At 76.4% G+C, this 24,495-nt stretch carries 17 protein-coding genes and 2 pseudogenes; 13 read left to right on the forward strand and 6 right to left on the reverse strand.

Features of this window, described 5'->3' with window-relative positions; translation table 11 throughout:
- Nucleotides 1–418: 418 nt before the first annotated feature.
- From L6E17_RS20630 to L6E17_RS20640, 3 genes are read left to right on the forward strand one after another with little or no spacing between them, the layout of a single operon-like run.
- Complete coding sequence (locus L6E17_RS20630) at nucleotides 419–2,824, forward strand: hypothetical protein (protein WP_236242236.1); 2,406 nt, start codon at nucleotides 419–421, stop codon at nucleotides 2,822–2,824.
- Complete coding sequence (locus tag L6E17_RS20635; protein WP_236242237.1) at nucleotides 2,821–3,969, forward strand: trypsin-like peptidase domain-containing protein; 1,149 nt, start codon at nucleotides 2,821–2,823, stop codon at nucleotides 3,967–3,969. The genes L6E17_RS20630 and L6E17_RS20635 overlap by 4 nt, the downstream gene beginning before the upstream one ends.
- A gap of 25 nt (nucleotides 3,970–3,994) precedes the next feature.
- Nucleotides 3,995–5,089 (forward strand): serine protease, encoded by a 1,095-nt coding sequence (locus L6E17_RS20640; protein WP_236242238.1) that lies wholly within the window; start codon nucleotides 3,995–3,997, stop codon nucleotides 5,087–5,089.
- Between the two features lie 922 nt (nucleotides 5,090–6,011).
- Here the strand turns inward: L6E17_RS20640 and L6E17_RS20645 are convergent.
- A complete protein-coding gene (locus L6E17_RS20645; RefSeq protein ID WP_236242239.1) occupies nucleotides 6,012–8,189 on the reverse strand; it encodes an RICIN domain-containing protein in 2,178 nt (725 codons plus the stop codon).
- Nucleotides 8,190–9,347: 1,158 nt separating this feature from the next.
- On the opposite strand from L6E17_RS20645, the gene L6E17_RS31560 reads away from it, so the two are divergent.
- From L6E17_RS31560 to L6E17_RS20665, 4 genes and pseudogenes are all read left to right on the forward strand, one after another.
- Nucleotides 9,348–9,575: a hypothetical protein gene (locus L6E17_RS31560; protein ID WP_374109104.1), complete on the forward strand. Its 228-nt coding sequence runs from the start codon at nucleotides 9,348–9,350 to the stop codon at nucleotides 9,573–9,575.
- Nucleotides 9,572–10,932, forward strand: a pseudogene (locus L6E17_RS20655) (erythromycin esterase family protein). The gene L6E17_RS31560 and the pseudogene L6E17_RS20655 overlap by 4 nt, the downstream one beginning before the upstream one ends.
- 37 nt (nucleotides 10,933–10,969) lie before the next feature.
- The gene (locus tag L6E17_RS20660; RefSeq protein ID WP_236242472.1) at nucleotides 10,970–11,647 is read left to right on the forward strand and encodes a phosphoribosyltransferase; all 678 of its coding nucleotides are present in this window, start codon (nucleotides 10,970–10,972) and stop codon (nucleotides 11,645–11,647) included.
- Between the two features lie 295 nt (nucleotides 11,648–11,942).
- Nucleotides 11,943–12,386: a peptidoglycan-binding protein gene (locus L6E17_RS20665; protein WP_236242240.1), complete on the forward strand. Its 444-nt coding sequence runs from the start codon at nucleotides 11,943–11,945 to the stop codon at nucleotides 12,384–12,386.
- A gap of 73 nt (nucleotides 12,387–12,459) precedes the next feature.
- Here L6E17_RS20665 and L6E17_RS20670 read toward each other — a convergent pair whose 3' ends face one another.
- A complete protein-coding gene (locus L6E17_RS20670; protein WP_236242241.1) occupies nucleotides 12,460–13,839 on the reverse strand; it encodes a vanadium-dependent haloperoxidase in 1,380 nt (459 codons plus the stop codon).
- Nucleotides 13,840–14,198: 359 nt separating this feature from the next.
- On the reverse strand, nucleotides 14,199–14,843 hold the full coding sequence (locus L6E17_RS20675; protein ID WP_374109112.1) for a 4'-phosphopantetheinyl transferase: 645 nt from the start codon (nucleotides 14,841–14,843) through the stop codon (nucleotides 14,199–14,201).
- Between the two features lie 397 nt (nucleotides 14,844–15,240).
- Here L6E17_RS20675 and L6E17_RS20680 point away from each other — a divergent pair, with 397 nt between their 5' ends.
- Complete coding sequence (locus L6E17_RS20680; protein ID WP_236242243.1) at nucleotides 15,241–16,755, forward strand: aminopeptidase P family protein; 1,515 nt, start codon at nucleotides 15,241–15,243, stop codon at nucleotides 16,753–16,755.
- A 222-nt stretch (nucleotides 16,756–16,977) separates the two neighbouring features.
- On the opposite strand, the gene L6E17_RS31100 is transcribed toward L6E17_RS20680, so the two are convergent.
- The 3 genes from L6E17_RS31100 to L6E17_RS20695 all read right to left on the reverse strand — a co-directional run bounded on the left by L6E17_RS31100 (nucleotide 16,978) and on the right by L6E17_RS20695 (nucleotide 20,105).
- Complete coding sequence (locus L6E17_RS31100) at nucleotides 16,978–17,703, reverse strand: LuxR C-terminal-related transcriptional regulator (protein ID WP_308315918.1); 726 nt, start codon at nucleotides 17,701–17,703, stop codon at nucleotides 16,978–16,980.
- Nucleotides 17,700–18,287 (reverse strand): hypothetical protein, encoded by a 588-nt coding sequence (locus tag L6E17_RS20690; protein ID WP_236242244.1) that lies wholly within the window; start codon nucleotides 18,285–18,287, stop codon nucleotides 17,700–17,702. The genes L6E17_RS31100 and L6E17_RS20690 overlap by 4 nt, the downstream gene beginning before the upstream one ends.
- A gap of 615 nt (nucleotides 18,288–18,902) precedes the next feature.
- A complete protein-coding gene (locus L6E17_RS20695) occupies nucleotides 18,903–20,105 on the reverse strand; it encodes a BREX system ATP-binding domain-containing protein (protein WP_236242245.1) in 1,203 nt (400 codons plus the stop codon).
- A 491-nt stretch (nucleotides 20,106–20,596) separates the two neighbouring features.
- Here L6E17_RS20695 and L6E17_RS20700 point away from each other — a divergent pair, with 491 nt between their 5' ends.
- The 5 genes and pseudogenes from L6E17_RS20700 to L6E17_RS20715 all read left to right on the forward strand — a co-directional run bounded on the left by L6E17_RS20700 (nucleotide 20,597) and on the right by L6E17_RS20715 (nucleotide 24,431).
- The gene (locus L6E17_RS20700) at nucleotides 20,597–20,986 is read left to right on the forward strand and encodes a hypothetical protein (protein ID WP_236242246.1); all 390 of its coding nucleotides are present in this window, start codon (nucleotides 20,597–20,599) and stop codon (nucleotides 20,984–20,986) included.
- Nucleotides 20,875–21,336 (forward strand): annotated as a pseudogene (locus L6E17_RS31565) (thioesterase II family protein); the annotation flags it as partial. The gene L6E17_RS20700 and the pseudogene L6E17_RS31565, both read left to right, overlap by 112 nt.
- A 160-nt stretch (nucleotides 21,337–21,496) precedes the next feature.
- The gene (locus L6E17_RS20705) at nucleotides 21,497–21,718 is read left to right on the forward strand and encodes a hypothetical protein (RefSeq protein ID WP_236242247.1); all 222 of its coding nucleotides are present in this window, start codon (nucleotides 21,497–21,499) and stop codon (nucleotides 21,716–21,718) included.
- Between the two features lie 465 nt (nucleotides 21,719–22,183).
- The gene (locus L6E17_RS20710) at nucleotides 22,184–22,777 is read left to right on the forward strand and encodes a hypothetical protein (protein WP_236242248.1); all 594 of its coding nucleotides are present in this window, start codon (nucleotides 22,184–22,186) and stop codon (nucleotides 22,775–22,777) included.
- Nucleotides 22,778–23,606: 829 nt separating this feature from the next.
- Nucleotides 23,607–24,431, forward strand: coding sequence for an AfsR/SARP family transcriptional regulator (locus L6E17_RS20715; protein ID WP_236242249.1), 825 nt, complete (start codon nucleotides 23,607–23,609; stop codon nucleotides 24,429–24,431).
- Nucleotides 24,432–24,495: the final 64 nt, after the last annotated feature.

The raw sequence follows: 24,495 nt of genomic DNA on the forward strand, positions 1-24,495 counted from the left end.
GGCGCCGGAGCCGGGTCGCAGGCGGCCGGACGACCGGGGCCCGGAGGGCAGGAGTCCGGGTGGCAGCGGTCCGGGTGGCAGGGGCCCGGGTGGCAGGGGTCCGAGCGGCAGGGGGCCGGGTGGCGGAAGTCCGGGTGGCAGGGCGCCGAAGGGCCGGGGCGGTGGCCGCACGGCACCGCGGAGCCGACGGTGGGACCACACGCCACCGGAGAGCCGACGGTGGGACCGCACGGGTCCGGAGGGCCCGAGGCGGCGCCGCACGGCTCCGGGGGTCCCGAGGCGGAGCCGGGCGGCACCGGGGGCCCGGAGGGTGGGGTGTCCGGCACCGGACAGGTGGGGGCCGGGCGCCCTCCGCTCCGGGGCGCGCGCCTCTCCCCTCCCCTTCGCGTACGTCGACTTCGAACGGCCCTCCCTGTCGGTGCACGAACCGGTCACCCTGGTCACCGAGACCGCCCGGCAGCTGGCCGTGCAGTTCCCGGCTTTCCAGGACGAGCTGGAGTCCCTCGCCGAGGAGGGCCTGCGACTGCTGCACAGCCACCGGGCGCGAGAGGAGCGGGTGGCCGAGCTCAGCCGGCTCGCCGCCACGCGGGGGCCCGGGCGGCAGTCGTCACGGGAGTTCCTGGCGGAGGCCGGCGAGCAGGACTGCGAGCTGTTCCGGCGGGTCGCGCGGGTGCTGCGGCGGGCCGTGGCCCCGCGGCACCCGCCGTTCGTCCTGGTGATCGACTCCTTCGAGGAGGCGCAGTACCGCTGGTCCCCGGAGGTGGGCCGCATGTGGGCGCTGTACTTCGCGTTCCACGACGCCTACCCGGCGGTGCGGGTCGTGGTGTCGGGCCGCGCCCCGGTCGGCCACCCCGCGGCGGGCATGGCGCCGCTGGAGGTGGAGCTGCGGGACCTGGACGCGGACGCGTCGGTGGCGGTGCTGCGCGCGTGCGGGGTGGCGGACGAGGAGCTGGCCCGGCTCCTGGCGGAGCGGGTCGGCGGGCATCCGCTGAGCCTGCGTCTCGCGGCCAGGGCCGCGGCCCTGGCCGGGGGCGGCGGTGCGGGGCTGCGGGAGCTGGTCGAGAGCCTGCCGGAGCGGCGGCGGGGCTTCTTCCGGCAGGTCGACCAGCTGCTGGTGCAGGGCCTGCTGTACGAGCGGATCCTCGGGCACATCCCCGACGAGGACGTGCGGCGGCTCGCGCACGGGGGGCTGGTCCTGCGGCAGATCACCCCGGACGTCGTCCGGGAGGTGCTGGCCGGGCCGTGCGGGGTGGCTGTGTCCGGGCCCGGTGAGGCGCGGCGGCTGTTCGGTGCGCTGTCCCGGCTGGACCTGGTGGAGTCCGCGGGGCCGCAGGCGGTGCGGGTGCGGCCGGACGTGCGGGCCATCATGCTGCGGCTCGCGCAGAGCGACCCGGGGTCGGTGGCGCCGGAGGTGGAGCGGCGGGCGGTGGCGTACTACGCGGCGCGGGACGGGCTGGCGGCCCGGGCGGAGGAGATCTACCACCGGCTCCGGCTGGGCGAGCATCCCCGCACCGTGGAGGAGCGGTGGCTGCCGGGTGTGGAGCGGCTCCTGGCGGGGGCGCAGGACGAGATGGGGCCGCGTTCCGCGGCGCTGCTCACCGCGCACAGCCGGCGGCAGCGGGCGTCGGTGCTCGTCATGGCGGAGGCCGAGCAGGAGGACTGGGAGCGGATCGCCGCCCACGAGGTGGAGGACCTGCTGGCGCAGGGGTTCACCGGTCAGGCGCTGACCCGGTTGGAGGAGCGCCGGCCGTGGACGCCGTGCGGGCCGCTGCACGTGCTGCTGGCGGAGGCACTGAGCCGGGCGGGGCGGCGGGCGGAGGCGCGGCGGGTGGTGTCCGAGGCGGTCGAGGGGACGCGGGACGCGGGTTGCGGGGAGCGCCGGCTGGAACTGCTGCTGCTGTCGGCGCGGCTCGCGCAGGAGGACGGTGACACGGAGGGCGCGGACAGCGAGCTGCGGCTGGCGGAGGACGTGGCGATCGGTCTGGGGCAGCACCTGGAGGCGATGGGCACGCTGCTGGCCCGCTCCCGGCTGGCGGGCGGTCCTCGGGAGCGCGGCGCGGACGGGGCGCGGGACGCGGACGCGGACGCGGAGGCGGAGTTGGCGCGGCGGCTGCGGGGCGTGCCGGACGCGGTGCTGGCGGAGCAGCCGGCGCTGGTGCGGGAGGTGGCCGCGCAGGTGTACACGCTGGACGCGCGGGCGCTGGACCACGCGCTGGCCCTGGTGGGGCTGCCGGAGGACGACGAGGCGCTGGAGGTGCTGGGCGGGGCGCTGCAGCGTGCGGTGCGGCGGGACGGGCGGCTGCTGCCGCCGTTGATGGCCCTGCTGCATCAGGCGGCGGGTCCGGCCGCCGGCCCGCCGCCGCGGGAGCGGCCGGAGGAGGGCGCCGGGCACGGGCTGCGGCGCCGGACGCAGCAGCAGGCGCAGCAGACGCGGCAGGCGCGGCGGCCCCGGCAGGAGGAGGGCGGGCGGCAGGAGGCGGCGGCGGGCGCCGCGTCCGCTTCGGGCGTGGCGCCGGCGTCGGGGGTGGCGGACATCCTGCGGCTGGCCCGCGACCGCGGCACCCTCGAGGAGCTGGCGCGGCGGCTGCTGGTGCTGCGCGACGAGGGCGGCGAGATCGCCGCGGGCGTGGCGTCGGCGCTCCGCACGGGCACGGGCCCGGCGGGGCCACCCGCACCGGCCGGGGCCCGACCGCCGACGGACGCGTCCGGCCCGCGGGAGACCGGACCAGGAGCGCAGACGCCCGCCCCACCAGCGGCCGGACCAGGAGCGCAGACGCCCGCCCCACCAGCGGCCGGACCGGGCGCGGGAGGCGGCGCGCCATGACGCGGTATCTGTCGTCCGAGGCGATCCTCGCCGTGAAGGACGCGGCGCTGGACAGCGGCCTCGTCGATCCGTCGGTGCGGCCCCTGCTGCTGGACGGGATCCTGCCCCGGTTCGCGGCGACCCTCCCCCTGCACGCCGCTCCGGCGGTGCAGGTGCAGTCGGACCTGGTGCGGCTGAACCAGGTGTCGCGCCTGGTCGACGGATCGGTGCCGCTGGAGATCTGGCTGCGCAACGCGGTCGCGCAGACCGTGCAGCCCGCGCCCCTGGCGGTGTTCCAGCAGGCGCTGGACGACGTGGCGCGGGACGCCGGCGGCGAGCCGGACCCGCTCGCCGGGCGCCCGGTCGGGGAGCTGAAGGAGAGGATCGTCCACCGGGACGACACCGTCCCGTTCGGGTTCCTGCGCGGTGGCGCCCGCGCGGGCCTGGCCGTGGCGCGACTCACCGTGCCGCCGTACGAGCACGGGGAGCCGCTGCGGGCGGGCGGCGGGCCGCCGCACGCGGGCACCGGCTGGCTGGTCACGCCGTCCCTCCTGATGACGAACCACCACGTCGTCAACGCCCGCGAGGCGCAGGGAGGTTCGCTTCCCTCGGCCGCGCCGGACGACCTGCGCCTCCAGGCGCGGGCGACGCGGCTGCGCTTCGACTACGAGAGCGACGCCACCGGCACCGAGGACGAGGCCGGGGTGGCGGACCTCGCGGCCTGCGACCCCGACCTGGACTACGCGGTGCTGCGGCTCACGGCGGCGGTCCCGGCGGCCGCACGGCCCGCGCTTGCGCTGGCGGGGCGGGAGCTGCGGGTGGCGGCGGGGGATGTCGTGGCCGTCAACATCATCCAGCATCCGGGCGGCGCCCCGAAGCGGGTGGCGCTCCGCAACAACCTCGTCTTCGAGGCGGACGAGCGGGACGTGCGGTACTTCACCGACACCCGCAGCGGCTCGTCCGGGTCGCCGGTGCTGACGGACGACTGGCGGGTGGTGGCGCTGCACCGCGGCACGCGCCGCGTGGAGGACGTGTCGTTCCAGGGGAAGAGCACCGCCTTCGTGAACGTCGGCACGCAGATGGCGGCCGTCATGCGGCACCTCGCGGAGCACAGCCCGCAGGTGCACGCCGAGATCGACGCCGCCCAGCGGGGCCGTACGGGCTGAACCGCCGAGCCGAGAGGAGCACGCCATGGGCAGCCGGAGCAGGTCACCGGTCGCGGCCGGGCCCGCGGAGATCTTCACCGACCTGCGGGCCGAGGCCGACCGGATCCGGGAGCGACTGGCCCGGGAGATACCGGAGTCGGACGTCGAGCCGCCCCCCGAGGAGGCGCCCGCCGCCCACATCGCCCGTCACGCGGAGGAGGAGCGGGCGCGGGTGCTGGCCGCGGGGGCGCGGGGCCTGGAGAAGCTGGCGGAGGGCCGCGACGACGAGATCGGCGACGACGAGTCGTTCGGCTTGGAAGCGATCGTCCTGCTGACGGGGCGCCCCGCCATCCTGGTGCAGGCGGGTGACTTCGCGCCGCAGGAGGGCGAGTGGGCGGTGCTCGACGGGCACCGGGCCGCGATCCGCGAGTCGCTCGCCCGGGTGGGCCGGGTCGACGTCTCCGGGCACCTCAGCCTGGACTGGGTGGGCACGGGCTTCCTCGCCGGCGCGGACGTCATCATGACGAACCGGCATGTGGCGGTGGAGTTCGCCCGCGGCGCCGGGGAGGGGTGGACGTTCCAGCCGGGGCTGAGCGCGGCGCTGGACCTGGCGCGCGAGTTCGGGCAGCTGCCCGGCTCGGGCGGGCTCACCTACGCGGTGACGGAGGTCGTCGGGGTGCACGACGAGGTGGACATGGCACTGCTGCGGGTGGCGCCGGCCCCGGGCGGCAGACCGCTGCCTGCGCCGCTGGCGGTGGCGGCGGACGCGCCCGCCGACCTGCCGGGCCGTCCGGTGTACGTGGTCGGGCACCCGGCGTGGGACGGGCGGCGCAACGAACCGGAGTCGATGCGCCGGATCTTCATGGACGTCTACAACGTGAAGCGGCTGCAGCCGGGCACGGCGAACCGGTTGCTGCCGCCGGGCGACCGCCCCGGGCGGGACGGGCGCGGCGGGAACGTGATGACGCACGACTGCTCCACGCTGGGCGGCAACAGCGGCTCCCCCGTGTTCGACCTGGTGGACCACCGCGTGCTGGGCCTGCACTTCGGCGGCCGGTACGGCTTCGGGAACTACGCGGTGCCGCTGTGGACGATGCCGGACGACCCGCTGGTGGCCCGGGCCGACCTCAACTTCGTGTGAGCGCCCGGCGCGGCGGCGGAGGAGTGACGGAGGGGGCCGGCACGAGGTGCGGGGCCGGGTGGGGGGAGGTCCGTGACCGGGTGCGCGAAGGGGCCGGTGCGGGGCGGGCGGAGGAGGCGGAGGGGGCGGAGGGGGCGGAGGGGGCGGAGGGGGCGGAGGGGGCGGAGGGGGCGGAGGGGGCGGAGGGGGCGGAGGGGGCCGGTGGCGGGCGCGCGCCCGCCACCGGCCCCCTGGTGATCCCGCGCAGGCGGCCCGGTCGTCCGCGTCAGGAGCGGCGGCGGCGCACCCCGACGACCACGGCTGCGGCGGCGGCCGCGGCGGCGAGCCCCGCGCCGACCGCGACGCCCGCCGGGAGGCCCTGGTTTCCGGGCTCCGCCTGCCCGGGGCCCCGGGGGGCCTGAGGCGGCGGCTGCCGTGCCCCTGTCCCCGGGCGCGTCTCCTGCCGCTGGGCCTGCGCCGCCGTCCCCTGCTGCGGGGCCTGCGGAGGGGCTGCCCGGGGGCCGGGCGGCGCCCGGGTCCGCCGTGCCGGGGCTGGGGGACGCCGGTGTCCCCGGGGAGACGGTCAGCCGCCGTTCCCCCTTGCCCAGGGCCGGGTACCCGATCTCGATCGTCACCCGCCAGGTGCCGGGCGGCAGGGCCTCAGCCGTCGTGTACCGCTTCGGGTCGGCCGGGTCGCGGACGAGTTTCCACGGGCCGAGGGCCGTCGTCCCGTCCTGGCCCACGGCGTTGACGGTCGCGGCGACCGCGTCGTCGACGGGGTCGCCGTCGTCCGCCCAGGTCACGACGGCTTCGACACGCCCGAAAGCGTGTCCGGTGATGTCGACCCGGAGGCCGCCGCCGTGGGCGAGCGCGGCCGGTGCTGCTGCGAGCAGCCACGCGACCAGGCCCACCAGGGCGGCGGCCACCGGAAAGGCTCGGCGTGTCACGGCTTCTGGACCGTCCACACCTGGGCCGGGTTGTTCGACGCGTGCTGCACCTCGATCAGCCATGACCCATAGTACGTGCGGTTGCTGACGGCCAGGGCGTAGCGGTCGCCGCTCGCCGGGGCGATCCGGACGCCGCTGCCCGAGGCGCTGATCCGCCACTGCTGCGCGGTGCCGGAGGAGCAGGGCTGCTGCGCGACGTACATGCCCGCGGAGGCGCGTCCGCCCAGTTGGAGGCACTTGCCGGACAGGCCGGAGCGGATCCGCACGGTGCCGCTGCCCGCGTCGTCGAAGTACCACTGCTGGTGGGCGTAGCCGTTGCGCTGGGAGCCGACCAGGACGGTGCCGTCGCCCCGGCGGGCGCCCCACAGTTCGGCGGCGTTGCCGGTGGCCCCGTTCACCAGGAGGTAGCGGGCGCCGGGCGCCGGGGTGGTGGCGCCGCCGCTGCCTCCGGTCGTGCGGAAGGAGGCGGCGCGGCCGACGCGGCTGTCGCTGCCGTTGCCGTACCGGACCGCCACGGCGACCTGGTACTGCGTGCCGGCGGCGAGGTTGTAGATGCGGGCGCTGGTGCCCTGCACCCAGCCGATGTGCCGGCCGTCGAGGTGGAGCCGGTACCAGGCGGCGCCGGGGACGGCGCGCCAGCTGACGACGGCGGAGTCCTGGCCGATCTGGCCGACGGTGACGTCGGGCCCGTGGCTGCCGGTGCCGCCGGTGGGGGTGGGCGTGGGCGTCGGGGTGGGCTTCGGGCCGGGGTCGGGGGTGGTGCCCCCGTCGCCGCGCTGCCGCATCAGGAACCGGTTGTTCGCGATGTTCCAGTGGGTGGCGAGGTAGCTGCCCTGGCGCGGGTTGGTGTGGAAGTAGTCGTCGTTGCGGCAGTCGAGCAGGTTCTCGTAGGAGCGGTCCCCGCAGACCTGGCGCATCTTGGGGTAGTAGGGGCTGTCCGAGTAGCACATGACGTCGTACTCGTCGGTGCAGTGCGCGCCCCGGCTGGTGTTGGGGGCGCTGTTGTTGACGGCGCCGAGGTTGTGGCCGAGTTCGTGGGCGGCGGTGTGTCCGCCCCAGCAGCCGGTGTCGGTACGGCCGTAGGAGGGGCCGAAGTTGCTCAGGTTGTCCTGGCCGGGGCGCTCGTCCCCGGCGAAGGTGCCGATGCCGCAGTACACCTGGGCGTCCGCGAAGATCATGTACTTGCGGTCGCGGCGGTTGAGGCCCTGCGCGGCGAGGGCCCGGTTGGTGGCGCTGAACTCGGCGAGCGCGGAGGCGGGGACCTCGATGTTCAGCACGGTGGGGGTGCAGTCGGCGGCCGTGACGTAGCGGATGTGCCGGACGCCTCCGGTCACCTTGGCGCTCTCGGAGAAGATGACATCGGCGTCGGCGGCCCACTTGCGGAAGGACGGCAGGTACTGGGCGTAGCGGTCCCGGCCGGGGGCGTGGACGTACACGACCTGGACGCGGTTGCCGGTGGAGCCGTCGCCCTCGCACTGGACGGTCTGCCCGGCGGGTCCGGCGGCCGCGGTGCGGGAGCCGGCGCCGGCGGAACCGGTCCGGGCGGTCCGGGCGCCGGGTGAGGCGGCCGCGGCGGGCGGCTCCGGGCTCGGCGCGGCGGACGGGTCGGTGGCCGCGGCGGCGTCGAGCGCGGGGGCGGCGGCGACGGCGGAGCCGCCGCCCCCGGTTCCGTCGCCGGAGGTGCCGGAACCGGCCGGTGACGACGGCTCGGCGTCCGGGGCGGTGCCGGGCTCCCCGGCGGGTGCCTCGGCCTTGATCGCGGGCGGGGTGTCCTTCTTGATGTCGACACCCGGCGGGGGCTCGTCGGGCCCGTGCGTGCAGTGGCCGCTCTCGGTGCGGTACAAGCCGGCGCACTTGTCGTCGGCGGGCGCCGGCTTGAGGTCGCGGTAGACGAGCCCCTTGCGGGGCTCTTCCTTGGGCTTCTCGGTGAGGGGCTCGGGCTTCTCGTCCCGGGCGGGCTCGGCCGCGGGCTCCGGCTCCTCGGTGGGCGGGGCCGCGGCGGCCTGGGCGAGGGCCGGGGGCGCGCTGTCCGCACCCGCCGCCGGGTCGGTACCCGACAGGGCCTGGTAGGTGAGTCCCCCGGTGATCGTCGCCATCGCAACGGCGAGCGTCGCGAGTATCAGACGACGGGGTTTGCGTCGCTGCGCCTTGCGCAGTCTTCGGCGTCCGGACATGTGTGGTGCACCTCTCCTTGGTCAGAGGACGGTGCGCGGAAGCCTGCCAGAACACACGTGCGGAGAATTCCGACAAACGGTGACCGGTCGAACGAGTCCTTTCCGTTACCGGGCGTGCATAATTGATGATCCGTCAAAACGGCTTATCCACAAGGGAGTTACGCGCGTCGACGGCGAGTGGTCCAGTCCTGTTTAAGGATCTCGTGACCGAATCGAGATGCGCGCAAAGCAGAGTTGACGAGGTGTCAGCGGAATGTCTTACTCCGTTGAGGGGCGGCGACTACGCCCCGTGCGCCGCCCCTTCGGTCGCGCGCCCCCCTCGCGGGACAGCCTGCGGCGAACCGTTCGCACAGGGCTGGTGGCTTTGCGTGAGGGAAGCAGAGGAAGCAGCCCGCCCGCGCCACTCCCGCTCCCTGCCCGCCGCCACCCGCCCCCGCGATGCCCCCGGCCCCGCGGCGGCGCGGACCTCCCGCGGCACTTCCCGCACATGCGGCCACCGTCTCCGCGTACGGCCCCGGCCCCCGCCCCGGCCTCGGCCTCGGCAGCGGCACGCCCTGCGCAGCCCCGGCACCCACGGCGGCCCGCCCGGCGCAGGTGCCGCCCCCGCGTTTGGACCGCCGCACGCGGGCACCCGTGACCCGAGGCGGCGGGGCGGGGCCGACGGGCGGGCCGCTCGCGGAGAAGGGGCGGGTGAAGGAGGGAGGCGCGCTGTGATCCTCGAAGAGGTGGTCCTTCCCGCCAGGGACGGTTCCCCCCTGCACGCGGACCTCGCACTGCCCGCGGAGGGCCGCGCCATCGTGGTCTTCGCCCACGGCAGCGGCAGCTCGCGGCGCAGCCCGCGCAATCGGGCGGTGGCCGCAGCCCTTCAGGAAGCGGGCCTGGGCACCCTGCTGCTGGACCTGCTCACGGAGCGGGAGGAGCGCCGCGACCTGCTCACGGCGGAGCACCGTTTCGACATCGACCTGCTGAGCGAGCGGGTGATCGCCGCGGTGGACTGGCTCGCCGCCGAACCGGCGGCACGCCGCGCCCCGTCGGCCTCTTCGGCGCGAGCACGGGCGCCGCGGCAGCGCTCCGCGCCGCCGCCGACCGCCCCGTGCGGGTGCAGTCGGTGGTGTCGCGCGGGGGCGGCCCGACCTGGCGGGCGAGGCGCTGGCACGGGTGGCGGCACCGGTGCTGCTCGTCGTCGGCGGGGAGGACCCGGAGGTGCTGCGGCTCAACCGGGAGGCGGCCGACCGGTTGAAGGTGCCCTGCCACCTGGAGGTCGTACCGGGCGCCGGACACCTGTTCGAAGAGCCGGGTGCGCTGGAGCATGTGGCGCGCGCGGCACGGGACTGGTTCCTGCGGCCAGGCGACGACGCCTTCACGGCCGGGGGCGCGGAACGATGAGCCGTACCGCGGTGGGCGGCGCCGCCGGGGCCGCCGCGGTGCGGGACGCCGCGCTGCCCCTCGTACCGCTGGAGGAGGGCGATCCCGTCCGCTCCGCGCGGTCGCTCGACCCGCTGCTGGAGCGCATCGGCGACGCCCGGTTCGTGCTGCTCGGGGAGGCGTCGCACGGTACGGCCGAGTACTACCGCTGGCGGGCGCTGCTGACGCTGCGGCTCATCGCGGAGGAGGGCTTCTCCTTCGTCGCGGTGGAGGGTGACTGGCCGGACTGCCGCTCGGTGCACCGGGCGGTGACCGGGGCGCCGGGCGCACCGGACGACCCGCGGGACGCGCTGGACGGCTTCCGCCGCTGGCCGACGTGGATGTGGGCCAACACCGAGGTGCTGCACTTCGCGCGATGGCTGCGGCGGTACAACAGCGGTCTGCCGCGCGAGCGGCGGGTGGGGTTCCACGGCCTGGACGTGTACTCGCTGCGGGAGTCCCTGCACGCGGTGCTGGAGTACCTGTCCGTCCACGCGCCCGAGCAGGTGGCGCACGCCCGGGAGGCGGTGGAGTGCTTCGAGCCCTACGCCTGGGACCCGCAGGAGTACGCGCGGGCCTCCCGGCTGGTGCCGGAGGGCTGCGAGCGGGAGGTGCCGGCCCTGCTCGTGCGGCTGCGCAGGCGGGCGGGTGCGCGGGACCCTCGGGACGAGGGCGAGGAGGAGTTCGCCGCGCGCCAGAACGCGGAGGTGCTCGCCGGGGCGGAGCAGTACTACCGGGCGATGGTGCGGGGCGGCCCCGCCGCGTGGAACATCCGCGACGTGCACATGGCGGACACCCTCGACCGGCTGGCCGCGCGCCACGGGCCGCGGGCGCGGGCCGTGGTGTGGGCGCACAACTCGCACATCGGTGACGCCCGGGCGACCGACATGCCCCGCGCGGGCCTGGTCAACGTCGGCCGGCTGGTGCGGGAGCGCCACGCGGAGGAGGGCGTGGTGCTGGTGGGCTTCGGTTCGTACGACGGCACGGTGATCGCCGCCGACCGGTGGGGCGGGCGGGCACGGGTGACGCGGGTGCCGCCGCCCGGGCGGGCAGCCTGGAGGAGCTGCTGCACGGCGCGGCGCTGCCGGGCGGTGCCGGGCTCTTCCTCTTCGACCCCGGCGACCCGGACCGCTGGCCGGGGCGGCGGGAGTACGGCCACCGGGCGATCGGCGTCGTCTACCGCCCGGAGCACGAGGCCCGCGGGAACTACGTGCCGACGGTGCCGGCGGAGCGGTACGACGCCTTCGTGCACCTGGACCGCACGACGGCGCTGGTGCCGCTCGCCGAGGCCGGGCCGGGCGACACCGGCGAGGAGGAGACCTGGCCGTCCGGCCTGTGAGCCGTCCGGTGAGAGGAGGCTGGTGGTGATGGTGGACATACGGTTCGAGGACCGCCGCGACGCGGGGCTGCGGCTCGCCGCGCGCCTGCGGGAGACGGCGGCGGAGCGCGAGTGGTTCGACCCGGTCGTCCTGGCCCTGCCCCGCGGCGGGGTCCCGGTGGCGGCGGAGGTGGCGCGCGCCCTGCACGCCCCGCTCGACGTGCTGGTGGCCCGCAAGATCGGGCTGCCGGGCCGGCCGGAGGTGGGGATCGGGGCGATCGCGGGCGAGGCGCCGCCGGTCTACGACGAGCGGGCGCTGGCCATGCTCGGCATCACCCCCGACGAGCTGGGCGCGTCGGTGGCCCGGGAGCGGACGGAGCTGCACCGGCGCGAGGACCTCTACCGGGGGCACGCCCCGCGGCCCGACCTGCGCGACCGCACGGTGATCCTCGTCGACGACGGACTCGCGACGGGCGTCACGGCTCGCGCCGCGATCCGGCTGGTACGGGGCGAGGGGCCCGCCGTCCTGGTGCTCGCCGTCCCGGTGGGCGACCGCAGGGCCGCCGCGGAGCTGCGCCCCGAGGTCGACGAGCTGGTGTGCCTGTCGCAGCCGGACGATTTCCGGGCGGTGGGCCTGTGGTTCGAGGACTTCCCGCAGACGACGGACGAGGAGGTGCTCGCGCTGCTGCGCGAGCTGTCGGTCCCCGAACGCCTGCGGCCGGTCCGCCACCGCTGAACCCCGTACCGGCCCGCGCCGCGCGGTGCCGGCGCGGGCACGTCCGTGTCTCGACTGCGCCGTAGGTCCTCCGCGCCGCGACCGGACGGGCGACTGGGCATGCGTCGGCTCCATGCGGTCCAAGGGGCAGGGAAGCCGGGGGAAGGCGCGGAGACTACCGTCCCTGCGCGGTGACGGGTGCGACGGGTGGGGTGGCGTGGACCACAGTGGCGGAAGGGATTGTTCCTGTACACCGGCGGACAGGGTGGATTCGACCGTTGCTCAGAGCCATGAGTCAGCCACAGGGAGAGAGCGCATGACCCTCCGCAGAAAAGCCACCCTGATCGTCTCCTCCGCAGTGCTCGTCGGTACGTCGCTGACGGGTACGGCCTCGGCCGCGGCGACCGCCGTGGAGGCGCGCACCGCGGCCACCGCGGCGGGCACCGCCGCCGGGTTCGACTGCGAGTCGCCTTACCTCCGGGACACCGAGAACTACAACGGCTACACCGCCGGGTACTCGTGGGCCTGGAACGTCGAGGTGGGGATCAACTACAACAACTCCCAGTACCACGACCGCGTCAAGGAGATCCAGTGCCTGGTGAACAACCTCTGGGGCTATGACGCGGGCGCAGAGGACGGCATCTTCGGACCCACCACCGAGGCGGCGGTCAAGGCGTTCCAGAAGGACGTGGGCCTCGCCGTCGACGGCATCGTCGGGCCGAACACCTGGCGCGTGCTGCGCATCGGCTACCAGAAGTAGCGCCGCAGCGGGACCGCCGCGCGAGGGACCGCCGCCTCGGGGCGGCGGTCCCTCGCGTGCGCGGCGACGCCCGTCAGCGCAGGGCGTTGTCGTACACGTAGTCGGCCACCCGGTCGCCCACCACGAGTCCCTGCTCGGCGTCCGAGCGGAAGTGGACGCCGAGGTAGATGCGGCTCAGCGCGTTCTCCCGCGCGATCTCGCTGAAGGAGTTGAAGGACCGCACGACGTCCTTCGCGAACGGGTCCACCGTCCGCGCCTCCAGCGTGTACTCGAAGGTGTCGCTGCCGGTGTAGCGCTTCATGATGCCCGCCCAGGCCGCCGCGTAGGTGGCGTGCCCGGAGATGTACGCGGGGAAGGGCGGCGAGAAGTGGTTGCCGTCCAGGTCCTTTGAGAGCGGCTGCCAGGAGGGGTCCTCGGTGGTGGCGGCGTTCCCGTCGGTGCCGGCCAGGCGGATGGCCGTCTCCGGCCGCCACAGGTCCACGTCCGTGAGGTACTTGGCGTCCCACGCGGCGACGCCCGCGTCCGCCAGCGCGATGGACATCAGCGCGTACAAGCGGGCTGTCTGCGTCGGGCGGCTGTCCGGCCACCAGTTCTCGACGATGTCGTTGGTGAGGGCGTAGAGGTGGCCCGGGGCCTTGTACGTGCCGTCCAGGTCGTTGGCCCAGAAGTGGGCGATCTCCGTCTGCTCCGCCGTCCGCTTGGTGGTGGCGAGGTCGGCGCCCCCGTACTCCTTGACCTCGTTCAGCTCGGCCGCGTACTGGGCGCTGGTGAGGGTGGGGGGCAGCGGCGGGCGGAACTGGGAGCCGTACTCGATGCCGAACGGCTGCACCCGGCCCCAGTTGGGCGTCAGCGGAGGCACGCCCGGACTGGTGGGCCGCCAGTCGCCCGGCTGGTCCCCGATGGTGTACGGCACGTCGATGGACGAGGCGTCGCGCGCCCGCAGGAACGTGATCGCCCGGGAGGTCTTCTCCCCGATGTCCTTGCCTATCGCGACGGCGTCGGCCGAGGAGCCGGTGTCCAGGGCCCGCGCCGTGTTGAACTCGTCGGTGAAATCGAGGGCGGGGAGGGTCTTGCTCAGCACGCCGTACGCGGCGTGGTCGATCGCGGCGTCCACCGACCCGCCCGCGCCGGACGTCGGTCTGATCAGGTACGGCTTGCCTATCGGCGTGATCGCGTTGACGGCGTCGTACACGGCGACGTTCATCATCGCGCCCGCCCGGGCCAGGCTGCCGGGGGTGGCCTCGGCGCCCTTGAGGCCCTGGAAGCTGTCCACCAGAACCTTGTTCCAGTACAGGACATGGTCGGTCTGCGCGGTGTTCGCGGCCTGGGCGTCCGCCGCCGCGCTGCCGGGCAGCGCGGCGACGCCGCCGACGGCCATGAGCAGGGCGCCGGCGAGGACCAGGGGGTTCCTGACCTTCCTGCTGCCGATGGTGCGTGAGGAAAGCACGTTCATACGCGTTCGTCCACCTTCCGTGGGGCCGGTTTCCGTCAGGACAAGGCGCCAACCAGGTACTTCCTGCGCCAATCTCGACGTTCCTGCTCACCGGTGCACGGACGGACACATTCCGTTGCTGTGGCGTGAGTCACGCACGTTACTGATGGGGCGCGCGTTTCCCGACGCCCAGGCCGCACCCCGCCCAGGCAGCACGCCCGCCGGGGCCTCCGGCGCCGTGGTCGCCGCCCCGGCAACGGGCAGGCACGGGGCTGCCGCCGCGGGCAGTCGCCCGGTCAGGCCGCGCGTGGCGGCCCTTCGGCACCGTCCCACGGCGGCCGCCCACGGGCCCGGGCCCGGCGGCCGCCGCCGGCCGGGCGTCAGCGCGCCAGGACGACGGCGGTGACGAGGAGCCCGCGGTCCACGTGCCACCTCCCGGTGAAGCCGTCGGCCGGCACCCGCGGGTGCGCCGCCAGCAGTTCGGCGTGGAACGTGCCGTCCGCGCCGATCGTGATGTCGGCCTCGTCGAAGTCCAGCCAGCGGCCGGCCAGCGGGAACCACGTCTTGTACACCGACTCCTTCATGCTGAACAGCAGCCGGTCCCAGTGCACCGCCGGGCGGTCGGCGGCGAGTTCGGCGAGGCGCCGGCGCTCCGCGGGCAGGGAGACGGCCCCCAGGACGTCGCCGGGCAGCGGCGCGTGCGGTTCGGCGTCGATGCCCAGGGACAGCACCTCGCCGGCCCGGGCCACGGCGGCGGCGCGGTAGCCCTCGCAGTGGGTCAGGCTTCCGACGACACCGTCGGGCCAGCACGGCGCCCCGCGCTCCCCCCGCGGTATGGGCACCGGCCCGAACCCGAGCCCGGACAGGGCCCGGCGGGCGCACCAGCGGGTGGTGGTGAACTCCCGTCGCCGCTGCGGCACGGCGCGGCTCACCTCCTGCGGCTCGGAACCGAGCAGCGTCAGCCCGGGCGGGTCCTCGAAGGACTCGGCGAGGGACACGGGGGGTGCCACCACCCCGTCGAGCACGCCGATCCCCTCCCCTGCAAGCCGAACAGACATACGGTCAACCTATGCCGGGGCGCGGCCGTGCAGCAAGGACGGACCGCCGGAACCCCACCCTCAAGGGCCCGGCCGCCCGCCATCGAGGTGCCCCGCGCCGAGGAACGCGGCGAGGCACGTACGAAGGAGCGCGGCGAGGCACGCGGAAGGCGTCGACGGCAGGTCGGCTCCGCAGTCGGCGCAGGGCAACCGGCCTCAGGAGCCGACGGTTTCGCCCCGGGCGCGTGCCTGGTGCCCCGGTCGGGCCCGGACCTTCCGCGTCGACCGGGGCCGCCCGCGCCGGTGGGTCCGCGGGCGCGTCGAGCACCCCTACGATGACTGCCGGCTGCAGCCAGCCGTGACCGATTCGACCCAGGAGGCAGACGTGACCGAGCGGACGTCCGAGAGCCGGCAGCCCGAGCAGGGGCGCTCCGCCCGGGAGCCGGCCGACCAGGAGGCCGCGGGCGGCGAGGACACCGGGGCCGCGAAACCGCCCGAGGGAGGCCCGAGGCGGGGCGTGAGCGACGCGCTCGCCGAGAACATGACGCAGGGCTGGGCGGACACCGAGCGCCGCGACCTGGCTCCCCTCCCGCAGGCGGAGCACACCGCGCGACGCCGCGCCGAGTTGTCCGCCTGCTTCCCCGGCGAGCGTCTGGTGGTCCCCGCCGGCCGGCTGAAGGTCCGCGCCAACGACACGTTCTACCCGTTCCGGCCGTCCTCCGACTACGTCTACCTGACCGGCGACCAGACCGAGGAGGCCGTGCTGGTCCTGGAGCCCGCCGAGGGCGGAGGTCACGAGGCCACCGCCTACCTGCTGCCCCGCTCGGACCGCGGCAGCGGCGAGTTCTGGCTGTCGGCCCGGGGCGAGCTGTGGGACGGCCGGCGCAACAGCCTCGCCGAGAACGAGCAGGTGCTCGGCCTGCGCTGCGCGGACGTCCGCACCCTGGCCGGCGCGCTGCGGGAGGCCGCGGGTCCGGTCCGGTTGCTGCGCGGCCACGACTCCGCGGTGGAGGAGGCCCTGCGCGACAAGGCGACCGCCGAGCGGGACGAGGAGTTCCGGGTCTTCCTGTCGGAGATGCGCCGGATCAAGGACGACTTCGAGATCGCCGACCTGCGCTTCGCCTGCGAGGCGACCGCGCGCGGCTTCGAGGACGTGGTGCGGGTCCTGGACAAGGCGGAGGCGACGTCCGAGCGGTACGTCGAGGGGACGTTCTTCCTGCGGGCCCGCGTGGAGGGCAACAACGTCGGCTACGCGTCGATCTGCGCGGCCGGCCCGCACGCCACCACCATCCACTGGGTGCGCAACGACGGCCCCGTACGCTCCGGGGACCTGCTGCTGATCGACGCCGGTGTGGAGACCCGCCGCCTGTACACCGCCGACATCACCCGCACGCTGCCCGTCAGCGGCCGCTTCACCCCGCTGCAGCGCACGGTGTACGACGCGGTGTACGAGGCCCAGTCGGCGGGGATCGCCGCGGTCAGGCCGGGTGCCCGCTACCGCGACTTCCACCTGGCGGCCCAGCAGGTGCTGGCCGAGCACCTGGTGTCCTGGGGCCTGTTCGGGGACATGCCGGTGGACAAGGTCCTCGAACTGGGCCTCCAGCGCCGCTGGACGATGCACGGCACGGGCCACATGCTCGGGCTGGACGTCCACGACTGCGCGGCCGCGCGCACGGAGGCGTACGCCGACGGCGTGCTGGAACCCGGCATGGTCCTCACGGTGGAGCCGGGCCTGTACTTCCAGGTGGACGACCTGACGGTGCCGGAGGAGTACCGCGGCATCGGCGTCCGGATCGAGGACGACATCCTCGTCACCGAGGACGGCAACGAGAACCTGTCCGCCGCGCTGCCCCGGCGGGCGGACGAGGTGGAGAACTGGATGGCCGCACTGAAGGGCTGACCCCGCCCCGTGCCCCCGTCCCGTGCCCCCGCGCCGAGAGCGGCGCGCGGGCACGGCAGGGCCCCGGCCGGACGCGCCACGGCCCGGGCGCGGCCATCCCGTACGCGCCCGGAGCGGCATCCCGTACGGCCCGCGGTGGGTACTTCCGTACGGCCCGGGCGGTGCGTCCGTACGGGCCTGGGCAGTGCCTCCGTACCGGCCTGGGGCGCGGCGGCACGGGCGTCAGCCGGTCCGCAGGCGGGGCAGCGGGGCCACCGGACGCGGGCGCAGGTGCGGCGGGTCCGCGGCGTAGTCCTCCTCGGGCGGGAAGAACCTGGCGAGCTCGTGGCGCCCGCTGATCCGCAGTTTGCGGTAGGAGTGGGTGAGATGGGACTCGACGTTCCGCAGGCTCACCTTCAGCAGCACGGCGATGCTGCGGTTGCTCATCCCGCGGGAGGCGAGTTCGGACACCTGCCGTTCGGTGGGGGTGAGCAGGGACTCCGTGGACGCCTTGCGGGGGTCGGGGCGGCCGCCGGCGTCCCTGAGCTCCCGCTGCACCGCCTCCACCAGCCCGTCGGCGCCCAGGGAGACACCGACTTCGTTGGCACGGCGCAGCAGTTCGCGTGCGCGGCCCGCGTTGCCGGTCCGCCGGTGGGCGCGCCCCGCCGCGCACAGGGCGTGGGCGAACAGCAGCGGCGCGGGGCCGTCCTCCAGGAGTTCCACCGCCCGGTCCGCGGCCTGGAGCGCCTCGCGCCCGGACCCGGCGGCCGCCAGCGCCACCAGGGCGCGCCCGAGGGCGTGGGGCGCGGCCCAGCGGCGGGCCAGTTCGACCTCGCGCCGGGCGAGCCGGCGGGCGGTGGCGGGGTCGCCGAGGGCCAGGTGCAGTGCCGCCCGGGTGGACCGCCACGGCAGGACGGCCGGGTTGGTGACGCCCCGGCGGGCGAGTTCCTGCTCGCAGCGGGCGATCACGGCGAGGCCGCGCTGCGCCTGCCCGAGCCGGCCGAGGGCGCGCCCGGCGCTGAGCAGCAGGTGGAGCCGCCACCAGGTGAGGGGCTGGTCCCCGGGCAGCGGCGGGGCGGTGTCGAGGAGGGCGCAGGCCCCCGCCACGTCGTCCCGCTCCAGCGCCGCGTCGATGAGCACGCTGCGGGCGAGCGCCCCGGCGTGGCAGTGGTCGGCGCCGATCCGGGCGAGCAGGTCCGACGCGTGGCGGCGTCCTCCTCGGCCGCCGCCGGGTGGCCCTGGTGCAGGTGGACCAGGCCGCGGACGGCGAGTGCCTCGGCGGTCCTGGGCACGGCGCCCTCGGCGTGGGCCAGCCCCACTTCGGTGTCCAGGTGGCGCCGGGCCCCGTCGGCGTCGCCCGCCCACAGCAGCCCGAGCAGCGCGTGGTACCAGCACGGGGAGCCGTAGGGGACGCGGGGCGCGGCCAGGACGCGCCGGGCGATCCTCCGGACCGCCGCCGCGCAGTCACCGGTGCCCGTCCGCAGCAGCAGCACCGTGTCCAGGCGGTCTTCTTCCCCGGGTGCGGGGCGGTAGGTGCCCTCGTGGAGCCGCACGTGGGTGAGGGCGTGCCGCAGGTGCGCCGCGGTGGCGGAGTCGGCGGGTTGCGGCCCGGTCTCGCGGTGGGCCTGTTCCAGGGTCTGCCGGGCCCGGGCGGCTGGTCGAGCCGGAGCAGGACGTCGGCCAGCCGCAGGGCCTGGCGGGCGCGCTCCTCGGGGCCCGCGGCGAGCGCGGCGCGCGTCGTGAGGGCGTGGGCCGCCGCCGGCAGGTCGAGGCCCGTGAGGGCCTGGTTGCGCAGGTCCTCGGCGTGCGCGGCGAGTTCCGGCGGTATGCCGTGGAGGACGGCCTTCTCGACGAGGCGCCGGGCCGCGGCCGGGTCGCGCGGGAGGGTGCGGCGGGCCGCGTCCAGCAGCAGCCGGACCATCCACGGTTCGTCCAGGCGGTGCGCGCGCAGCAGGTGGCGCGCGGTGTCCTCGGGCGGGCCGCCGCGGTGCCGCAGGCAGCGGGCGGCGAGGCGGTGCAGTTCGGCGCGCTCCGCGCAGGGGACGTCCTGGTAGAGGAGTCCGGCGAGGACGGGGTGGCGGAACGTCAGGTCGGCGGAGCGCAGCAGCCCCGACTCGGTGAGCCGGGTCAGGCAGCGGCAGACGTCCTCGGCGGGCAGTCCGCACAGGTCAGCGAGGAGGGCGGCGTCGACGGGCGCGCCGAGGATGCTGACGGCACGGGCGCGCGGAGCCCGTACGGGTCGAGGCGCTTGAGCATGCACAGGATGCGCTCCTTGACCGCCTGCAGGCGCAGCCGCTCGTCGAGGCGGTCCGCGTACGGGCCGGGGGCGCGTCCGTCGGCCCCCACGCGTACGGGGAGGAGGCGCCTGCGGGGTGACCAGCCGTTCCGGGCCCCGCGGCGGCACCGGGCGGCGCGGCGCTTCCCGGTGCCGTTCCGGGCCCCGCGGCGGTACCGGGCGGCGCGGCGCTTCCCGCACTCCCGGGGGTTCCCGCACTCCCGGGGCTTCCCGCATGCCTGGGGGTTCCCGCAGGCCCGGGGCCTCCGGTGGCTCCGGGGCTTGTGGTGACTCCCGTGAATTCCGCGCGTTCCCTGCGTCCCACGCGTCCCGTGAGTCCTGCACGTCCCGTGAGTCCCGTGGCTGCCTCGTCCCCTGCGGGCCCCGGGCGGGGGTCGCCCGGGCCGGGTCCCGTGCGGATCTGCTCGGTCAGGAGGTACGGGTTGCCGCCGCTCTCGGCGATCAGGGCGTCCACGGACCCGGGGCCGCGGCTGCCGAGTGCGGCGGCGAGGTCCAGCGCGGCGCTCGGGCTCAGGTCGTGCAGGTGGATGTGGCGGTCGGGGCGGACCCCCTCCATGAACTCGACGAGGAGGTGCCGGTCGCTGGCCGGTTCACCGCAGCGCTTGCTGGCCAGCAGCACCAGCGGGAGGCTCTCCAGGCGGCGGCCCAGGAAGCCCAGCCACAGCAGGGACTGCGGGTCGGCGTGGTGGATGCCGTCGACCGTCAGCAGCAGGGGCGTCCGCCGCGCCGCCCTGCCGACACACGCGCAGAGGCCCGCGAGCAGCGGGTAGTCGGGGTCGGCGGGGAGCAGGGCCCGCATCCACGCGTCCGCGTCGTCGGCCGCCTCGGGCAGCCGGCTCAGCAGCTGGTGCACGACCCCCAGGGGGAACCGCTGCTCGGTGGCGGTGGCGGTGGCGGCGAGCGCGAGCATGCCCCGCTCCCTGGCGGTCTCCTCGGCCCAGCGGAGGAGTGACGTCTTCCCGGTCCCGATGATCCCCTCCACCAGCCCGACGGCGCCGGCGCCCCCTCTCGCGGAGTCGAGCATCTCGGTGATGATCTGCGATTCTTCGCTTCTGCCGTACAGTTCCCGGGGCACCGGCCCCACACCTCCTGGCTGAACAGCGGAACGACCTGGCTGACGAGGAAAGGGCACGGCGTCGACTCAGTGGCGGGGGCACCCGTGCCCGGGCACGGCGGTCCGGCGCCGCCGGTACCGTGTCGCGATCACGGCGGGGATATCGCCACCACGGCGGAAGGGAATTCTCCGGAAAGGCCGGAAGGCATGTCGGCGATCCCCCCTCTCCGACCCCCCGGGCCACCTGTGGACGCCGTACACCGGTGACGCGAGCCGACGCTACACGACAGGCCGCCGTATTTGTACGCCGCCGCCCTTTGATCCGTTGCCGGACGTGTTTCTTCGGCCAGTGCTTCGGTGCTCCCGTATTGAAGTAGGTGAGTACCCCACAGGTACCTTCGACTCGGTTTTCCGGCGGCGACCGGATGACCAAGAGGAATCCGCCGCCGGGTGCACCGTCCGTGCACGGCCGACCTGTTGGCGGAAATCCGATGGAAGGAGCGGTGTCCGGCGTGTCCGCGACCAGTGAGGAGCTGCGTCCGCCCCGCCCCGCCCGGCCGGGCCCGGACGGGGAGGCACCGCCGGGCGGCGGCCGCCCCGAGCCGCCCGTCCCGCGGCTCACCGGCGTCCTGCCGTACGGGTACGCGCAGACGGGGCAGGCGGTCCTGGCACCGACCGCGCTGCGCCGCACCGCGCTGCGCAGGCGGCCGGCCCGGGACGGCGCCCCGGGGCTGCCGCTCGACCGGGCGCCGCTGAGGCCGGCCGCGCTCATCCGGCGCGACGGCCGCACATGGACCTTCGCGTGGCGGTACGCCCGCCCGCGGAGGGACCGGCGCGCAGGGCCCCGCCTGCCGGCGGACGCCGCCGGCGCGTACCGCCGCCTGCTGCGGGGCAGCCGGTGAGGGCCGCCCCGTCCGTGCGCCTGTTCTGCTTCCCGTACGCAGGAGCGTCGGCGGGCGTGTACCTGCCGTGGGCGGACGTGCTCGGCCCGGCCGTGGTGGTCACACCCGTCGAACTGCCCGGCCGCGGCCGCCGTTCCCGCGCCCGCCCGTGCCACCGCATGGGAGCACTGCTGGAGGAGGTCCTGCCGTACGTCGCCCGCATGTGCGACCGGCCGTTCGCGCTGTACGGCCACGGCTTCGGCGCCCTCCTCGCGTACGAGGTCGCGGCGCGGCTGGAGTGGCGGCACGACGCGGCCGCCGAGCGGCTGTACGTGTCGGGGTGCGGCGCCCCCGGCCGCGCGGCGGCGCGGAGCGGCCGGGCGGGCCGCCCGACGCCGGGCTGCCGCGCCGGCCCGCCCAGCGGGGCCGACCGCCCGACGGCGCCTCCCGCGGGAGTCGGGGGCCGGGCTGCCTCCGGCGCTACGGGCGGACCTGGCCGTCGCGGAGTCGTACGAGCGCGACCCCCGGCACGTGGTGCACTGCCCGGTCACGGCGATGGCCGGCCGGGACGACCGCTCCGTCACCGCCGCGCGCGTCGCCGCCTGGCGGGGCTGCACCCGCCGGTCCCTGCGCGTCGACGTGTTCCCCGGCGGGCACGACTTCCCGCGCACCGCGGCCCGTGAGGTGCTGGCCGTCTTCAGCCGCGACCTCCTGCACCCGGCCGCCGGTCGCGCCGCGACCACGCGTCGGTGACGGTGCGGGGTGCGGCCCCCGCCGGGGTCGGCGCCGCCCGCGGCGGGCAGGCCGGAAACCCCGCGCGCCCGGTGGGAGGCCCCTGCGGGGCCGCCGGGCGGGGCGGGTCCCGGGAACGGCAACAAGAATTGCCCGGCCCGCGGGCGCTCCCCATCCTGGCGGCCGGAGGTGAGCGTATGACCGCACATCGCACAGAGGACCCGGGTCGGGACGCCTTCGGCGCCGAACTGGAGCAGGAGGCCGAGCTGCACGCCGGCTTCATGGGAGAGGCGGCCCGCTGGCTGGCGGAGCTGCTCGGCCCGGACGAGCGGGGGCCGCGGCGGTACGCCGCGTGCTGGACGCCGGCTGCGGACCGGGCGCGGCCGCCTGCGCGCTCGCCCGCGTCTTCCCCGGGCGGAGGTCGTCGCCGTCGACGAGTCACCCGGACTGCTCGCGCGCACCCTCCATCGCGCCGGCGAGCACGGCGTGGGGGCGCGGGTCACCACGCACCGGGCGGAACTGCCCACCGGCTACGACCGGCTGGGCCCGGCCGACGTGATCTGGACGGGCGGCGCCGTGCCCCGGCTCGGCGACCAGCAGGCGGCCCTCAAGGCGCTGGCCGCCGAGCTGCGGCCGGGCGGTCTCCTCGCCGTGGCCGAGCCCGTGCTGCCGCCGCGCTTCCTGCCCCGGGACATCGGCCTCGGGCGCCCCGGCCTCCAGGCACGCCTCGACGCCGCGTCGGAGGACCACGCCGCCGCGCTGCGCGCCCGCCTCCCCGGCGCGACCTCCGTGGTCGAGGACTGGCCGGCGCTGCTGGCCTGCGCGGGGCTGGTGCCCACCGGCACCCGCACGTTCCTGATCGATCTGCCGGCCCCGCTGGGCCTGCCCGCGCGCCGGCACCTGCACACCCGGCTCACCCGGCTCCTCGGCGTCCTCGGCGACCGGCTGGACCTCGCGGACCGGCTGACGGTGGAGCAGCTCGTCGACGGGGACGCCTGCACGAGCATCCTGTGGCGGCCCGACGCCTTCTACCTCGCGGCGGTGACCGTGCACACCGCCCGGCTCTGCGCCCGCACCTGACCACCGCACGCACCGCGTGCACCGCGCAGCGGCGACGGGCGAACGGGCGGCGCGCTCGGGCAGCGCGGCACGGGCGACCGGGCGGCGCGGCGGGGGCAGATCGGGGGCTCGGGGAGGTCGGCGGCGCGCTCGGGCGGCGCGACGGGGGCAGGTCGGGGGCTCGGGCAGCGCGGGGAGGTCGGGCGACACGGGCGGCTCGCTCGGGCGGCGCGGCGGGGGCGGATCGGGGGCTCGGGGGCGGCTCCCCGCCTTCGTGCGGCGCGCCGCCCGGCCCTGCCCGACGCCGCCCGTCCTTGCCCGGCGCGGGCCGGCCCGCGCGCGCGGCCGGCCCGGTGGCGCCGCTTCCGTGCCGGCGCGGGCGACCGTGGCAGACCGCCCGCGCGGGCCGCCCCCGGTCGACCGTCTCCGCGTCCCTGCCGTCAGCCGTGCCGTTCCTGCCGGGCGCCGCCAGGGTGCCCGGCCGGACCCGTCCGGCCATCCGCATCCGCCGACCGGCCCCGCGGGCCGGCCCGCAGTCCGCCGCCTCCGGTCCCGTACCGTCGCCCCGCGCCGTTGCAGGAGGAGGAATTCCGGTCGGCAGCGCCTTTCACCGGCGCGCCTTCCATAAAGAGCGACGGGTCTCTTTTTTTCACGTCCCGACCCGTCGGTCTCCGAGGTCCGGGATTCCGCCTTCCCGGGCTTCTTCCTCCCCGCTGCCCCCGATTCTTCGGTCAGCCCTACGGTGCCACCGTATTGAGGCCGCCGCCCCCGCACTCCTAGGTTCCCTTCCCGGGAAGCCGGAAGGCGCCGGGAGAACCGCACCGGCCCGTGTGAGTCACGGAGGAAGCGTGTGAAGATTCAGGTTCTGGGCCCGCTCCACGCCGAGGCGGGCGGACTCCCGGCCGTCCCCACCGCGGGCAAGGCCCGGCAGATCCTCGCTCTCCTCGCGCTCCACCCGGGGCAGGTCGTCCCGGTGGCCGCGCTGCGGGACGAGATCTGGGGGCCCCGGCCGCCCCGCAGCGCGCAGACGACCCTGCAGACGTACATCCTCCGCCTGCGCCGCTGCCTGGCCGCCGCCCTCGGCCAGGACGGCGCGGTGCGGGCACGGCAGTTGCTCGCGACCGGCCACGGCGGCTACCTGCTGCGGGCCGACCCGGCCGACGTCGACGCCTTCGCGTTCCAGCGCGCGGCGCGGGCCGGGCACGAGGCCTTCGAGGACGGCGACAGCGAGCGCGCGGCGCGCCTGCTGCGCGAGGCGCTGGCGCTGTGGCGAGGGCCCGCGCTGGTCGACGTACGGACCGGGAGCGCGCTGCGGATCCAGCTGGTCCGGCTGGAGGAGAGCCGGCTGCTGGCCGTCGAGCGGCGCATCGACGCGGAACTCAGACTCGGCCTGCACGGCGGGCTCCTCGCCGAGCTGCGCGAGCTGACGGAGCGCCACCCCCGCGACGAGCGGCTGCACGCGCAGGCGATGGTGGCGTTCTACCGCTCCGGCCGGCAGGCGGCGGCCCTGGAGCTGTACCGCAGGCTGCGCCGCGGTCTGGTCGACGAGCTGGGCATCGAGCCGTCGCCGCAGCTCCAGCGGCTGCACCAGGCCGTGCTCTCCGTCGATCCGCGGCTCGACGTCGCCGCGCAGGGCGGCCGGCCGACCCCGACCTTCGACCTGTACGCGGCCTGACCGGCCCAAAGCGGCCGCCCCGTGGGGCCGGGCTCCGCCCCGGGCTGCGGCCCGGAACCGCGGG

Origin of the sequence: Streptomyces sp. CC228A (genome assembly GCF_021390935.1) — a bacterium.
In the GTDB taxonomy this organism is placed as follows: Bacteria; Actinomycetota; Actinomycetes; order Streptomycetales; family Streptomycetaceae; genus Streptomyces.